Genomic DNA, 15,002 nt, shown 5'->3' on the forward strand with positions numbered 1-15,002 from the left:
TCTCATGGCATGCGCCTGCGTGAGTCATAAGTGGGCATAGTGGGTCGCTTCAGTCGCTGTCCTGCCTGGTGGGCGGATCGGCGTGTGTCGTTTCAGTTCTTTCACAGGTCTCCTTCAGTCACCTTCGTTTCGCTAGTCTGTTTGAGTCGTTCAGTCGCTTGGGTCGCTGTTGGGGGATGCGCATGGCTTCTGAGCTGCGATTTTTACGCAGCGACTCAAGACGTCCAGAGGTTCGTTCAGCGCGTGCTTCTCGGCCGCTGACGCCTTGCCGGGGAGGCCGCGCATGACGCGCGACCAGCAGAAGAGCCTCTTCGACGCGCAGGACGTGGCCCGGCAGATCCTCACCCGGACCGTGGCGGCGCCCGGTGCGCGGACGGATGTCCACGCACCGGCACCTGCGCCCGTGGACAGGACGGGAGCCGGGGGAGAGGTGACCGCTGACGGGCTGCTGCCGGACACGCTCAGCGATCGCGGCAACGCCAAGCTGTTCGTCAGGCTCTACGCCAACGACTACCGGCACGTGCCTGGCCTCGGCTGGTTCCGGTGGGACCACACCCGCTGGCAGGCCGACGAGGACGACACCGTGCTGTGGGCCGCGGGCGACCTGGCGGAATCCCTCGCGACGACCGATCCGCGCGGGCTCTTCACCACCGCGGCGCTCCAGCAGCACCGCCGGCGGGCCCTGAGCACCACCGGCCTCAACGCGCTGCTCGCACAGGCCCGTACGGCGCCCGGCATGGTCCTCAACGCGGCCATGCTGGACGCCGATCCGTACGCGCTGTGCACCCCCGACGGGGTTGTCGACCTGCGTACGGGAGTGATCAGCACACCGGATCCCCACAAGGACTTCCACTCGCGCTGCACCACGGCAGCCCCCGAGCCGATGCCCACGCCCCGCTGGCACCGGTTCCTCACCGACACCTTCGGCGAGGACCAGGAGGGCGCGGAGATGATCGACTTCCTGCACCTGCTGCTGGGGTACTCGGTGACCGGCGACGTGGGCGGTCAGGTCATGCCGTTCCTCTTCGGTTCCGGCCGTAACGGCAAGTCCGTCCTGCTGGACGTGCTGATGAAGCTGCTTGGTGACTACGCCGACGCCGCGCCGCCCGGCTTCCTGATGGCCCGCCCCTACGAGGGTCACCCCACCGACCTCGCGGAACTCCACGGCCGCCGGGTGGTCGTGTGCAGCGAGGTCAAGCCCGGGGACCGCTTCGACGAGGCCAGGGTGAAGCTGCTGACCGGCGGGGACCGCATCAAGGCGCGGCGGATGCGCCAGGACTTCTTCAGCTTCGAGCCCACGCACAAGCTGTGGCTGCTGGGCAACCACCGGCCCGAGGTGGGCACCGGCGGCTTCGCGTTCTGGCGGCGTATGCGCATGGTCCCGTTCGAGCGTGTCGTTCCCTACGACCGCAAGATCGACAATCTGGCGGACGTCCTCGTCACCGAGGAGGGCCCCGGCATCCTCAACTGGCTGATTCTGGGCGCCCGTCGGTATCTGAGCGGCGAGAGGGACCTGACCGGGCCCGAGCGCGTCCGGATCGCCACCAACGCCTACGCGGAGACCGAGGACCACACCGGGCGCTTCCTCGGCGAGTCCTGCCGGATGGAGGGCGGACTCAAGGCGGAACAGGCCAGGCTCTACGCGGCCTACAGGGACTGGTGCCAGAATGAGGGGTCCCCGGCCGTCTCGTCGCGTGCCTTCGCCGCACGGGTCCGAGAAGTGGTGGGACTGGCCTCTCCCAAGGAGATGATCCTGTCCAACCAGCGCAAGTACTACCCGGGCATCGGACTGGTCGCCGACGAGGAGACAGCATGAGCGCCCTCATTGACGAGGACGAGATCGACAACGAGGTCGACCTCGTCTGGCTCGAGGACATCGGCTCTCTCGACTACGTGCGCCAGAGCCTGGACCGGCTGCCGAACCGTCAGAGCAAGCCGCGGTACCACCGGGACGGCCGCATGGTCGGGTACGCCCTGCTGGGACCCGGGGCCAAGCCCTCCCGCTCGTCGGGAACCTTCCGCCGCCGCGTCTTCTGGCTGCTGCCGCACGACCGGGACTCCGAACCGGAGGGCCTGTACGCCACCGGCGCGCCCGCCGAGGCGGTGGACCCTCGGACGCTGGCGGCCGGTAGGAAGGGGCGGAAGACCGAGCGGTCCGAGGGGGGTCCTACGTCGGTGACGGCTTGGGAGTTGGGGGACACGCTGCCGCTGTAGCCAGCGGCTCCGCAGGTGCGTTCCACGGATTCCCGCCCGGCCGGACCAGCGGCCGGGCGTTGAGGAGCCGGCCACCAGGTGGAAGGCGTACGTACATTACAAAAGAACCGTCCAGCCGGTATATTTCCTGGCGATCACAGTCCGGGCTTCAGCGGGGGGTAGGGCATGGGCGTGCTTCAGGGCAGGACGGCGCTGGTCACGGGTGCCAGTCGCGGCATCGGCAGAAGCATCGCACTCCGTCTGGCGAGCGAAGGCGCCTTGGTCGCCGCTCACTACGGCACCGACGAGGCCGCGGTCGCCGAGACACTCGCGGCGATCAGGGAGGGAGGCGGTCGCGCTTTCGGCCTGCGTGCCGAGCTGGGTGCCCAGGGGGACGCCCAGGGGCTCTATGAGCGATTCGACGCGGGACTGGCCGAGCACGGAGCGGCCGGGAGTCTCGACATCCTGGTCAACAACGCCGGAATCAGCGGGTCCGCCCGCATCGACGACGTGACGCCTGAACTCTTCGACCGCCTCTTCAGCGTGAACACCCGGTCCCTGCTGTTCGTCGCCCAGCTGGGGCTCAGACGGATGCGCGACGGCGGCCGCATCATCAACGTCTCGTCGGCGGCCACCCGGATCGCGTACCCGGAGTCCGTCGTGTACTCGATGAGCAAGGGGGCGGTGAACACCTTCACGCTCGCCCTGGCCAAGGAAGTCGGTCAACGCGGCATCACCGTCAACGCGGTCGCCCCGGGCTTCGTCGAGACAGACATGAACCTGGCCAAGCGAAGCACCCCCGAGCAGGCGGCGCGGCTCGCCGCGTGGTCCGTCTTCGACCGGCTCGGCAGCCCTCAAGACATCGCCGACATCGTGGCCTTCCTCGCCTCCGACGCCTCGAGGTGGATCACAGGCCAGTGCATCGACGCGTCCGGAGGGTCTCGGCTGTGATGCGCCCTCGGACGTCCCGGTCGGGAGAGGAGCCCGAGCCGGCGTACGGTGCCGGTTCGCCGTCAGACAGCGCGGGCACCGTCCTGGTCGCCGGCGGCAGTGGCTTCGTCGGAAGCGCGGTGGTCAAGGAACTGGCTGCCGGCGGCGCATCTCGGGGCATGCCCGCGATCCATGTCCTGGCACGGCGCACACCGTTGTCCAGTGACCGCGCGGTGCGCCATGTCCGCGCTGACCTGACCCGACCGGCCACGTTGCGCGGATCGTGCGAGGGTGTGAGGACTCTCGTCCACACCGCCGCCTACGTGGGCCGTGATCCCGCCCGCTGCGAGGCGGTCAACCACCTGGGCACCCTCGCCCTTCTGCGTGAGGCACGGCGCGCCGGCGTCGCGCGTGTCATCTATGTCAGCACGGCTTCCGTCTACGGTTCCGGACCGCACCGCGCGACGGGCGAAGGGGAACTGACACCGAATCCCGCGTCCGCCGCGAGCCGGTCACGGCTGCGGGCCGAACAGGCGGTGCTCGACGCGGGCGGCACCGTGCTGCGTCCGCATCTGGTGTACGGCGTCGGTGACGCGTGGTTCATCCCCACCGTGGCACGCCTTCTCGCCCGGGTGCCGACATGGCCGTCCGGCGCTGCTGCTGACAGTTCGATGATCGCGGTGAGCGACCTGGCGCGCGGTGTGGCGGGTCTGGTGCGCGCGCCCGGGACCGCGGACCGCTCCACGATCTACCACGCGGCCCACCCCCGGCCCGTGCCGATGAGCCATGTCCTGTTGGCTCTCCGGCGCCATCTCGGCCTTTCCGCGCCCCGCCGGGACACGTCCCTGCGGGAGCACCGGGCCCAGGTCGCCCGCGCCGTACCCGAATTCTCCGACCACCAGTACGCGTTGCTCACCCAGGACCACTGGTACCGGAGCGACCGCCTGTGGGCCCGGATCGGCGAGGACCCCGGACCAGGATTCGAAGCACGGTTCGCCGAGTCCGCCGACTGGTACGCGCACCATCTCGCCGGCCGGGGCCGACCGTATGTGCCGGGGGGCGTCTGACCGGCCCGGCGGCTTCGTGGCGGCCCCGGTCGTCACGGAGGTGGTTGCCGTCCTACTGGGTGTCCTACTGGGCCCGGGCCGTCATCTCGGCGTGGAGCCTCAGCATGCGGTCCTCGCTCATGTCCACCGACGCCAGCACCGAGGGGACCGCGACGCTGGGCAGCAGATGACGTAGCAGTGCGGTGACCCTCGTGTAGAGGTCCCGGTGCTCGCTGACCGCCTGCGACAGGGACTGGATGCCCGCGTAGGCACCCACGAGAACGCCCGCTGTCTCGTCCGGCACGATATGGGGAAGCAGCTCGCCCTGTGCCTGGGCCTTCTCGAGCCGCTCCTGGACCAGGCTGTCCCAGCGCACGAACGCCTCACCGCGGTCGAGGTCGTGGGCCAACTGGTCCACGGACAGCCTTACCGCTGCCTTGACCATGGGGTCGCACTGTAGGCGGCGGGTGTGCAGCAGCACCATGTCCACGATTTCCTGGACCTTGGACCCGCACTCGGGAACGAAGAAGTCCCGGTTCTGGGACAGGAGTACCTCCTGCGCCAGGTCCTCCTTCGAGGGGAAGTGGAAGTACAGCGCCCCCTTGGTGACGGCGGCTTCCGAGAGGATCTGGGAGATCGTCGCCGCCTGGTACCCGTGCTCCTGGAAGACCTTGGCCGCAGCCAACAGGATTGTCCTGCGTGTACGGATGGCCCGTTCCTGCTCAGCCATGCTGCCCCTCCAGGTCGATCTACGTACTCGATGATGCCCCATTGCAAACCATCCAGTCCGTATTTTAACAGCCTGGTTCCGGGTACCGATATGCCGTCACACGGCGAATGAAGACCCTCCGGTCGGAAAAGGGGCCCGGATGCATGCGCTGATCGGCGTCCCCTGGACGGTGGAAAGGGGTGGGGAGAGAGGGGTGGGGAGGCAGAGGAGGTAGGAGGGCCGAGATCGCGGTGATCTGGTCGTCAACGGCGACTGGGCCGGCCGGAAGGCCCCATCCGTGTCTTCCGGCCGGCCCACGATCGTGCGCTCGGTCGACGAGTCCCGGGCGGGAAGCCGAGAACCGGCGGTCCCGGGAACTGCGGGTGCGAGGGCTCCCCGGTGCGGGGTGGTCCCGGCGAGGTCAGGTGAGGGGCACCGCCACGGTCACGGTGGACCGGAACACCAGTTCACCGCTCTGATGGCCGGTCACTTCCACGGACTCCTCATCCCCTGTGCGGCGCAGACTGCGGGCCTCGATCATGCAGGGTGTGTCCAGCTCGGCATAGCGGCTGAACTCCGCGGTGACGGACAGTGGGGTCGCGCATTGCCCCGTGGTCGCCACCGTGGCCTGGCGGGCGGCCTCGAGCAACATCATGCCCGGCACGTGATCCACCGGGTGCTCGAAGAGCACGGGATGCCGGGTGTCCACCCGAAGCTGCCAGCGGCCCTCCTGCCCGACAGGTGACAGCACGACGTCCATGGGCGAGACCCGGCCCACGTTCTGGGGTGCCGCCGGGGCGGTGAGGGGGAGTTGGGGCCCGGCGCTGTTCCGCCGGTTGGAGCGTAGCCGCTGGTAGACCTTGGGAGCCATGCAGGTGAAGGATGCGCCGCCGGTCGCGACGACTTGTCCGGCGCGGCGCATCACCGTCTGGTAGCGGAACCCGGCCAAGCTGTCCCCGCGCATCTTGAAGTCACTGCAGACGATGTCGATGTCGAGGGAGGTCGGCGCGCCGTCTACGAGGAGGTGTTCCGGCCACACCGTGAGCGACAGGTCCCACATCAGGAAGTGGTGCCCCAGCGGAACCCCATACTCCGCGTGCGCCAGCAGGGTGCCTGCCTGACGCAGCGTCTCCGCCGCGATCAGCGGGTCGTGGCAGCCGTTCACACTGGTGAAGAATGTGTGACTGCGAGGCCACTGGGCCGTCACGGTGAACCGGTGCTCGTCCCTGCGCTCCCAGTCGGTGAGCATGACTTCGGCGACGCTGGCCCGGTGGACGAACTCCTTGGGAACGGTGGTGGTCAGGGACGGGTAACGCAGTGCGGCGGATCTTGTCGCCGCCCGGCGGTCGGTCTCCGTGCGCTGTGCGCCGGGCGTTGCACGTTCGACGCGAAGTGTGTTCGCAGACATGCCTGCTCCCCCTGGGCCGCGGTATGCGAAGTTTTCGTGTGGGTCCTCAGGCCGAGAAGATACATACCAGCCGGTTTAGTTTCTAGCGGTATGAGTCCTTCCGCCTAGGGGTTTTCCAGAGTGGCTCATAGTGGTGCGCCGATGGTCCGCCGCGGGGGTTGGCGAAACGTTCTGACCTGGCATTGCCTCCTCGCGCGCGGAGGGTGTCCGAGCGGCGGGACGGGTACCCCGAGGGCTCCGGGCCGCAGCTCGCGAGCGCGCGGCCCGGAGCCGGCGCCCCGGTTCTCGAGCGGTCCTTGAGTGGTTCCCCAGCGCCGGACCAGGCGTTCGCCGGAGAAGGTGAGGCGGCGGCTCCCCTCCCTCCGTGAAGTGGGCTCGACCTGGACCGGGACGTGAACGGGGCTGTTTCGTAAGGGAGTTGACCGTGCGTACCGATTCATCCGGGGCGTCGCGACGCGCTGTCCGCGCGAGTGTGGGAGTGCGTAGGGGGCTAGGGGTCGACTCGAGAAGGACTTGATCGCGCGACCGGGGCGCCTGCGGACCGAAAAACCGACCTATCCTGCTGTTTTCTGGCAGGGCTCGGCGCTCGGTCGGTGTACTGGCATGCGCGGTTCGCGACGGAGGTGTTCGCGACGGTGGCGGACCGGTGTCGGCCCAGGAGGTGAAGCACGATGGTCATGCAGGTACGGGCGGCGCGGACGCGCCAGGCCCTCATCGTCGCGGCGGCGGAGGTCTTCGCCGACGAGGGCTACGTCAGGGCCTCCCTGCCCTTGATCTGCAAACGGGCCGGCGTGAGCTCCGGGGCTCTCCATTTCCACTTCGCCAGCAAGGACGCCCTGGCCCGTCAGGTGGAGAGCGCGGCGGTGGACGCGGCCGAGAAGCTGGCGGAACGCTACCGGGCCGCAGCCGGCACCGCGTTGCAGTCGATGGTGGACGTCACCAGCGGTCTGATGCTCGCGATGGTTTCCGACCCCGTGGTCAGGGCGGGGTTCCGGCTGAGCGGTGACCCCTCGCGCAAGGGCGGCGCGGAGCTGTTCCAGTGGTGGCATGCCTCGGTTCGCGAACTCGTCCTGCGGGCGCGGGACGCGGGGGAGCTGGCGCAGGACGTCTCGCCCGAGGATGCGGTCGCGGCGATCGTGGCCGCCACGGTCGGTTTCGAGGCGCTGGCCGGGTGGGACAAGGACTGGCTCTCGACCGAGCGGGCGGCGCGGTTCTGGGAATTCGTCCTTCCGCGGATGGCGGTGTCGCCGGAACTGATCCCCGACGGCACGAGTCTCGGGGTGAAGGAAGGGCTTCCCTAGTCCGGGCCGGGGATGTCGACGGAGAGCAGGCAGCCACGCGCGCACGTGATGCGGCGGCTCCGATTCCGGCGGTGGCTGGAGAGTCGCTCGAGCGGCACGGGGGTATCGCCCGCGTCGTTGACAAACCGCACGCGCTGTTTTTTACTCGGATGCCTGGCACGGTGCGTAACGCCGCAGCAGACGGGGGAGACAGCGTGGACATCGGCATACTCGGCTCATTAGCTGTACGTGTAAGCGGCGTCTCGATCACGCCGACCGCTCCGAAACCGCGTCAGGTGCTCGCCCTGCTGGCGCTCCACGCCGACCAGGTCGTGACCGTCGGCATGCTGGCCGAGGAACTCTGGGGCGCCGCGCCGCCCCGCAGCGCGCGGCCCACCCTGCAGACCTACATCCTCCAGTTGCGCGAGCACATCGCCTGCGCGCTCCGGCAGGGCGAGGGCGGCGGGGAAGGGCAGCGCTGTGCCAAGGACGTCCTGTTGACCGTCCCTGGCGGCTACCTGCTCAAGAGCGGGCAGGGCACCAGCGACCTGCGGGACTTCGAGCGGCTGGCCGGGCTCGGTTACCGGGCCATGGACGCCGAGGACTACGCCGGGGCAGCCGCCCGGCTGTCCGAGGCGCTCGAGCTGTGGACCGGGCCCGCACTGGCCGACGTGCACGCGGGCGTCCACCTGGAGACCGAGATCAGGCGGCTCGAGGAGAGCCGGCTGTGCGCCCTCGACCAGCGGATCGAGGCCGACCTCAGGCTCGGCCGGCACCGCGAGCTGCTCGCCGAACTGACCGTGCTGGTCAGCAGGTACCCCACCCACGAGAGCCTGTGCGGCCAGTACATGCTGGCCCTGCACCGCTCGGGGCGCCGGGGCGAGGCGCTCAACGCCTACCAGCAGCTGCGCGCCAGGCTGGTGCGCAACCTGGGTCTGGAGCCGTCGGCCGCACTGGCCAAGCTCCAGCGTTCCATCCTGATGTCCGGTCCGGCCGGCGCACCCGCGCCCGCCGCCACGTCCGCCGCCGCCACGTCCGCCGCCGGCCGCCTCGCCCCGGTCGGCTGATCCGGGCGACCGGTCCGGTCGCCGGGTCCGGTCGCCTGATCCGTTCGGCCGGTTCCGGTGAACGGATCGGCCGGGGCTCGAGCGGCGCTCGAGGCGCGCGGGACAGCCTGGCGGCGCACTGCGAGAAAAGGGGTCACTCATGCCGTCCCAGCGAGTGCACTCCGCCCGGCGCACCGTCTCCGTGGCCGCACCCGCCCACGTCGTCTACGGCATGCTCGCCGACGCCCCGCGCTGGCCGGTACTCCTGCCCTCGTACGTCCACGTCGAGCGGATGGACTTCGACGGTGCCGGGGAAACGCTGCTGGCCTGGGAGTACGAGGACGGTCGCGTCCGCTCCTCGCGGCTGCGGCGCACGCTGCGACCGCAGGCGCACTCCGTCGACTTCGAGCAGGACGACCCCGCCTGGCCCGGTGACACGGTCGCCGGCTCCTGGAGTGTCGAACCCGACGGCGCCGAACGGTCGCTGGTGACCCTGCGGCAGGAGACGCCGCACGCGCACACCGGCACGTCCGCCGGGCCGGACGGCCTCGACGCGGACGCGGCCGAGCGGCTGGCCCGGCTGCGGGAGGCGGCCGAGCGGTGGGACCGGCTGGACGAACTGCTGCTGGCCTTCGAGGAGCGGGTGCGCGTCGAGGGCCCCGCCGAACTCGTCTACGACTTCCTGTACCGCGTCGAGGACTGGCCCGAGCTGCTCCCCCACGTGGACGACAGCAGCGTGCGCGAGGACCGGCCGGGCACGCAGGTCGTGGTGCTCGACACGGGTGCGGTCGAGGCCGTTCCCACGGCAGGCCCCGACGACGGGACGGCCGGCTCCGAGACCGTACGGCTGTGCTTCCCGCACGCCGGGCGCATCGTCTTCAAGGAGACGGCCCCGCCCGCGCCGATCGCCGCGCACAGCGGTGAGTGGAGCCTCGTACCGGACGAGTCGGGGCTGACGGTGGTGTGCGCGCACCGGTTGCTGCTGGGCGAGGAGTCGGTCGAGGCGGCCCTGGGGGCGGGCGCCCTGCCGGTGGACGCCCGCAGGCAGGTGCGCGAGCGGCTGGGGCGGGAGAGCCGGGAGACGCTGCGCCTGGCCAAGTGGCATGCCGAGAGCCCTGTACGACGGTTGCGCTGAGGACGAGGAGGAAGCAGGCGATGACGCTCACCCGACCGGGTCCGCTCGCACCGGAGGAGGCCGCGGCAGTCCCCGCGGCAGTCCCCGGGACGCCTCCGTACGCCGACATGCCGCCCCTCGGCGACGGGCCGCTGTCCGCCGACGTCGTGCTGCGCGCGCGGTGGCTGGAGGTGCTGCTCGGCGATCCACTCCGCCCCACGGGGCTCTACGGCCGTACGGCGTCGGCGGCCGCGCGGGAGGTCCCCGCCCCCTCGGGAGCGCTCGGCGCCGCGCTCCCCGGGCCGGCCGACGTGCGCCGCCTCGGCGCCGACGGGGTCGTGCGCGTGCTGCGTCCGCTCTTCCGCCGCGACCTGGGGCTCGGCCACGCTTGGGCCGTACGCCCGCTGTCCGGCGCCCTGGCCGGTGCGGAGGCGGGCGGGCCGGGTACGGAGCTGGGCGCGCTGCTCGGTCCGGCCGCGCTGATCGGGGCGGCGGGCGGCGCGCTGCACACGACCGCGCGGCTCGTGGAGTCTGTCGCCGCGCGCGAACCGGGCGTACGGCAGTGGCAGCCCGTGCTGGCCGCGGACTTCGCCGACCTGCTGGCCTGCGAGAGCCTGACCGCGGTGGCGCTGCGGGCCGCGGACCTGACCGCGGGCGGGACGCCGGCCCTGACCGCCGCGGCCGGTTACGTCGTGCCGCAACTGGTCGGCCAGGTGCTGGACGATCTCGAACTCGTCCTGAACGAGGCAGGGTCGGGGCCGGACACCGCCGAACGCCGGGCCCTCGCCGAGCTGGCCGCCGACCGTGTGGCGACCGGCGCGGACCCCGCTGCCGCGGCCGACGGCCAGGCACGGCTCATCCGCGCGCTGCCCTCACTCGCCGACCCGGCCGACGGCGCCTTCCGGGCGGGGGAGGGATACAAGCACCCCGCGTCACGCGAGCTGTTCCGGCTCGGGCAGACGGGTACGGCACCTACCGGTACGCGCGTGGGTGCGCTGTCCACCGCCGACGTCGCGGCGGCCCTGCCCGGTGCCGCCGACCGCCTGGCCGAGCGCACCGACGACGACCCGGCCCTCGCCGCGCTCACCCGCGTGGCCCGCCGGCTGGCGACCGAACAGCGCACGCTGCGCCTGCCGTACCCGGCGGCCGGGCACACCGGCCCGGCCGACCCCGTCGCCCGGGCCCTGGCGGACCGTCAGGCCCTGCTGCTGCTGGCCGCGGCGGTGCTGGGCGTCGGCCAGGAGGCCGAGGGGTTCCTCGGCCGCCCGCACTGGGCGCTGCTCGCGCTCGCCCGCGTCACCCGGCGGCTCGGCGCCCCGCTGCCCGAGCCCGCCGTCGACCCGGCCGGCGACGTGTGGGCGGAACTCGCCGAGCGGACCCGGCAGGGCGTCGACTGCGACGTGTACGGCTCGGAGTTGCTGTGGGCAGGGGCAGGGGCAGGGGCAGGGGCAGGGACGGGGACAGCGGCCGGTCGGCGGCGGGGCGGGGGTGGGACATGACCGGCGTGGAGGCCTCCGGGGCACCGCTGCACGTGGCCGGGCCCGAAGGGCCCTGGGACGAGGTGTGCGACCGGTTCGAATCCGTGGGGCGGGCCGTCGTCCACACGACCTGGGGCGAATGGCTGACCGCCGCCCTGCTCGACCCGGAGCTGCGCGGCCTGCTCGGCCGGGACCGGCCGCGCTACCGGCAGAACCCCGCCGCGGCCGGGCGCCTCGCCTTCGCCATGTCGCGCGTGGTCATGAAGCACACGGCCGCCGCGGTCCTCTACACCGCCCCGGCCGCCCTGGACATCGCCTACCTGCCCGGCGGGCAGCCCACCCTGCGCGGCTTCGGGGGCGAACTGTGGCTGAGCCTGGCCCACACCGAGGAGCTGATCGTCGTCGCCGTGAGCCGCAGCGGACCGGTGGGCGTGGACGCCGAGTCGGTCACCCGGCGGGTGTCCTTCGAGGCGCTGCACGGGCAGGTGTGCACCCCGCGGGAGGCCGAGCTGCTCGCCGCGCTGCCCGACGACCGCAGGGCGGCGCGGTTCCTGCGGCTGTGGACGCTGAAGGAGGCGTACACCAAGGCGCTCGGGCAGGGGATGCGGCGCGGTTTCGGCACCGTCGGCTTCCGCTGGGACGGCGACGGGCGCGCGGTGCTCGCCGACGACTCGCCCGCCGCCCGCGCGTGGTCCTTCACCACCTGCCTGGTCCGGGACCGCTATCTGGTCAGTGAGGCATGCCAGGACAAGGGCCGGGACACGGGTGAAGGCGCGGGTCAGGAAACGGGTCAAGGCGCGGGTCAGGAAACGGGTCAAGGCGCGGGCCAGGTCGAGGACCGCTTGCGTGACGATCCAGGCCCACTCGCGCGCACGGGGCTCCCACCTGCGCAAACAGTACGGTCTTGGGGGCTTGGAGCCCCGGTCGGCGATGAACGGGGGCGGTGAGCGGGACGGCGGGCGGGCGCCGCGGACCGCGAGGCACGGGGCAGGGGGCGGGGTGCGGGAACGATGGGAGAGGAAGGCGGGAGAGCCGGTCCGTCGTGCCGAGGGAGAGGCCGGAGGCAAAGGGCAGGTCCGTCGCGCCGCGACGGTGGTTCCAGGCGCCCGGGAGAGCGGATGAGCAGCCATGACGCGCAGGCCGGGACCGTCCTCACCGTGGTCCACGAGCCGGACGGCACGGCCCCCGGCTCCGCGCTGGTCTTCGAACTGTGCGGGCCGCTCGGCACCGCCCAGGCCGAGGCGGTCGCGGCCAGGATCGCCACCCGGCACCGCGCGTACTCCGTCGCCCTGGAGGAGGAGGCGGGCCGGTACCTGGTGCGGCTGAGCCGGGCCGGCGCGGCGGCGGGCCCGGAACCGGTGCCGCTCACCGCCGAGCTGCTGGCCGACCTGCTCCAGCCCCCGTGCCTGGGCACCGTCCCGGTGACGGGGCACCAGCGCGAGCTGCTGCTCGCCGCCGTGAACCGGCCCGGCGCGGCCGGCCGCCACGTCGAGCAGCTCCACTGGTCCTGGACCGGCCCGCTGGACATCGGCCGGTTCACCGCGGCCTGGCAGTCCGTCACCGACCGCGAAGTCGTCCTGCGCGCCTCCTTCGACTGGACCGGCGCCCCCCGGCTCGTCCTGCACGAGCGGGCGGCCGTCGAGGTCGTCCACCACCGCCACACCACCGCGTCCTGGAACGACCTCCTGCGGCGCGACCGGGCGAGGGAATTCGCCCTGCACCGCCCCGGACTGCTCCGCCTCACCCTGCTCGACGGCCCGCCGCAGCCCGGCGCGACCGGCCCGGCTGCAACGACCCGGATCCTGCTGAGCTACCCCCACGCCCTGCTCGACGAGCGCGGCGCACAGCTGCTGGTACGGGAGTTCTACCGGGCCTACCTCGCCGACGGCGTCGTACCGGGCGGTGAACGGCGGCCCGACATCCGCGACCACGTGGAGTGGCTCCGGGGCCAGGACACCGATGTCGCGCGGCGGTTCTGGGCCACGGCCGCCCCGCCCGCGCACGCCGCGGTCAGCCCCGGCCGGCCGGGTGGACGCACCCGCAACACCGGCCCCGGACGCATCCAGCGCCGCCTGCGCCCCCACCAGACCGCCCGCCTGCGCTCCTGGGCCGCGGCCTGGGGCGCCGGTGAGAGCAGCGCCCTGCACGCGGTCTGGGCGCTGCTGCTGTACCGGGCGGCGGGCGTGCCCGGCCCCGCCCCGGTCAGCTTCGGCATGCACCTGTCCGGGCGCGACCTCATGCTGCGGGGCGCGGCCGACATCCCCGGGCTGCTCGGGAACCCGCTGCCGGTGACCGTCACGGTCGACCCCACCGCCCCCCTGGTGGAACTGCTGCGGCAGGTGCGCGACGCCGCGCTCGACCTGAGCGCCTATCCCTGGGTCTCCGGCGACCTGATCCGCGAGTGGAGCGGCCGGGACCCCGGTGACCGCCTCACCGACACGCTCGTCCGCTTCGACACCCGGCCCGAACTGCCGCAGGCCCTGCGCTCCGAACTGAACGCGCAGGGCATCCGGGTGGACGTGCCGCAGAGCGTGAGCAGTGACACGAGTCTGCCGGTGACCCTCGTCGCGCGGCACGACAGCCAGGGCGGGCTGACGCTGACCGCCACCCACGACCGGGCCGGCCTGTCCGACGCCGACGCCTCCGGGACGCTGTCGCAGTGCATGCACCTGCTGCGCCTGCTGCCGGACCACCACGACGAACGGGTCACGGTGGCCCAGGTCCTCGACCTGCTGCGGGCGGGGGAGGTACCGCTGGCCGTGCGGCAGGAGCCCGGGCCGCGCGGCTTCGCCCTCGCGGTGCTGCGCGCCGGGGAGCCTCGGGCGGACGTCATCGGCCTGGTCAAGGTCCCGGGCGTGCCGCCCGGCGCCTACGACCTGCTGCTGAGCGAGTACGACGGTCCGGAGCGGATCGTGTCCCTCGCCCTCGACGACGCGAGCGGCCTGCCGCCGCCCTCCGGCCTGCGGGAACTGGGTCTGCGGGAACCGGGTCCGAGGCAGACGCCGGGCACCGGACGCCGGCTGGTGCTGTGCGGGTGCGGGCCCGCGGGCCGGACCGCCTACGAGATCGCCCGGGACGCTCCGTACGGGACCGACGGGCCGACGACCGTGATCATGACGGGGACCGGTGACGCGGCCGGGAGCGCCCGCGCGCTGCTGCGGGGCCTGGAGTCGGTCCGCGCGCGCAGCGTGTGAACGGTGCCGCGTGTGACCGAGTACCGCGGGTGACCCGGCGCGGCGGTGGACCTGCATGGCCGCCGGGCCGCACGGCCGCATCGACGTACCGCCGCTCGAGCGGGGTGAGAGCGGGCGTCGAGCGCGATGTCCGACGGTGACCGGGACGCCGGAGGAGGGGCATGGGCGCTTCGGACCGCGGGGGCCTCGTCGGCCAGGGGGAGTTCACCCTGCGCATCGTGCGGGGACAGCCCGGCGAAGAGGACATCGCCGCGCTCTTGGCCGTGCTGCTCGCGTTGCGGGCGGGCGGGGCGGAGGCCGACGAGCGGGCCGGGGGTCCGTCGGACGTCTCCGGCTGGTGTCGGGGCCCGGACGCCGTACGGGTGCCTCACGGCCCGCGGTGACGCGTCGCCTCGTAACAGACCATATGGTTTCTTCTTGGTGTCGCATGCCCCACCATGATGGCTGGTTTGGTGGCCTACTCAGGTGCGGCTTGAGGGGGCGTCCATCGAAGGTCGAGCGGCCCTTTGTCGGCTGTAACGCTGCTCTAGCAACGGAGTTGACGGGGCATGGCCTCGACGGGCGTCCCTTGTAAGGGCCACTAAAAACGGCTCATGCGGTTTGT

General features: G+C 72.3%; 13 protein-coding genes. 11 read left to right on the forward strand and 2 right to left on the reverse strand.

What is annotated here, in order from left to right; genetic code table 11:
• Positions 1 to 283: 283 nt before the first annotated feature.
• From ACFIF2_RS31215 to ACFIF2_RS31230, 4 genes are all read left to right on the forward strand, one after another.
• Entirely contained in the window at positions 284 to 1,816 is a 1,533-nt protein-coding gene (locus tag ACFIF2_RS31215; RefSeq protein ID WP_395576623.1) for a phage/plasmid primase, P4 family, read from the forward strand.
• Positions 1,813 to 2,214 (forward strand): DUF6009 family protein, encoded by a 402-nt coding sequence (locus tag ACFIF2_RS31220; RefSeq protein ID WP_395576624.1) that lies wholly within the window; start codon positions 1,813 to 1,815, stop codon positions 2,212 to 2,214. Before ACFIF2_RS31215 ends, ACFIF2_RS31220 begins: the two co-directional genes overlap by 4 nt.
• A gap of 165 nt (positions 2,215 to 2,379) precedes the next feature.
• On the forward strand, positions 2,380 to 3,144 hold the full coding sequence (locus tag ACFIF2_RS31225) for an SDR family oxidoreductase (RefSeq protein WP_395576625.1): 765 nt from the start codon (positions 2,380 to 2,382) through the stop codon (positions 3,142 to 3,144).
• The gene (locus ACFIF2_RS31230) at positions 3,144 to 4,190 is read left to right on the forward strand and encodes an NAD-dependent epimerase/dehydratase family protein (protein ID WP_395576626.1); all 1,047 of its coding nucleotides are present in this window, start codon (positions 3,144 to 3,146) and stop codon (positions 4,188 to 4,190) included. Before ACFIF2_RS31225 ends, ACFIF2_RS31230 begins: the two co-directional genes overlap by 1 nt.
• A 64-nt stretch (positions 4,191 to 4,254) precedes the next feature.
• Here ACFIF2_RS31230 and ACFIF2_RS31235 read toward each other — a convergent pair whose 3' ends face one another.
• Positions 4,255 to 4,899 (reverse strand): ScbR family autoregulator-binding transcription factor, encoded by a 645-nt coding sequence (locus ACFIF2_RS31235; protein ID WP_395576627.1) that lies wholly within the window; start codon positions 4,897 to 4,899, stop codon positions 4,255 to 4,257.
• Positions 4,900 to 5,299: 400 nt separating this feature from the next.
• On the reverse strand, positions 5,300 to 6,286 hold the full coding sequence (locus tag ACFIF2_RS31240) for a ScbA/BarX family gamma-butyrolactone biosynthesis protein (RefSeq protein WP_395576628.1): 987 nt from the start codon (positions 6,284 to 6,286) through the stop codon (positions 5,300 to 5,302).
• Between the two features lie 671 nt (positions 6,287 to 6,957).
• On the opposite strand from ACFIF2_RS31240, the gene ACFIF2_RS31245 reads away from it, so the two are divergent.
• From ACFIF2_RS31245 to ACFIF2_RS31275, 7 genes are all read left to right on the forward strand, one after another.
• Positions 6,958 to 7,587: a ScbR family autoregulator-binding transcription factor gene (locus ACFIF2_RS31245; RefSeq protein WP_395576629.1), complete on the forward strand. Its 630-nt coding sequence runs from the start codon at positions 6,958 to 6,960 to the stop codon at positions 7,585 to 7,587.
• A gap of 194 nt (positions 7,588 to 7,781) precedes the next feature.
• On the forward strand, positions 7,782 to 8,633 hold the full coding sequence (locus tag ACFIF2_RS31250; protein ID WP_395576630.1) for a BTAD domain-containing putative transcriptional regulator: 852 nt from the start codon (positions 7,782 to 7,784) through the stop codon (positions 8,631 to 8,633).
• Between the two features lie 139 nt (positions 8,634 to 8,772).
• Entirely contained in the window at positions 8,773 to 9,747 is a 975-nt protein-coding gene (locus tag ACFIF2_RS31255) for an SRPBCC family protein (RefSeq protein ID WP_395576631.1), read from the forward strand.
• Positions 9,748 to 9,767: 20 nt separating this feature from the next.
• On the forward strand, positions 9,768 to 11,225 hold the full coding sequence (locus ACFIF2_RS31260; RefSeq protein ID WP_395576632.1) for a hypothetical protein: 1,458 nt from the start codon (positions 9,768 to 9,770) through the stop codon (positions 11,223 to 11,225).
• Positions 11,222 to 12,151: a 4'-phosphopantetheinyl transferase family protein gene (locus tag ACFIF2_RS31265; RefSeq protein WP_395576633.1), complete on the forward strand. Its 930-nt coding sequence runs from the start codon at positions 11,222 to 11,224 to the stop codon at positions 12,149 to 12,151. The genes ACFIF2_RS31260 and ACFIF2_RS31265 overlap by 4 nt, the downstream gene beginning before the upstream one ends.
• 171 nt (positions 12,152 to 12,322) lie before the next feature.
• Positions 12,323 to 14,398 carry a condensation domain-containing protein gene (locus ACFIF2_RS31270; protein ID WP_395576634.1) on the forward strand — a complete coding sequence of 692 codons (2,076 nt, stop codon included), beginning with the start codon at positions 12,323 to 12,325 and terminating at the stop codon, positions 14,396 to 14,398.
• Positions 14,399 to 14,559: 161 nt separating this feature from the next.
• Positions 14,560 to 14,781, forward strand: a complete 222-nt coding sequence (locus ACFIF2_RS31275; protein ID WP_395576635.1) for an acyl-CoA carboxylase epsilon subunit — start codon at positions 14,560 to 14,562, stop codon at positions 14,779 to 14,781.
• The last annotated feature ends 221 nt before the right edge of the window (positions 14,782 to 15,002 follow it).

It is taken from the genome of Streptomyces sp. BK79 (assembly GCF_044142145.1).
Classification (GTDB): Bacteria; Actinomycetota; Actinomycetes; order Streptomycetales; family Streptomycetaceae; genus Streptomyces.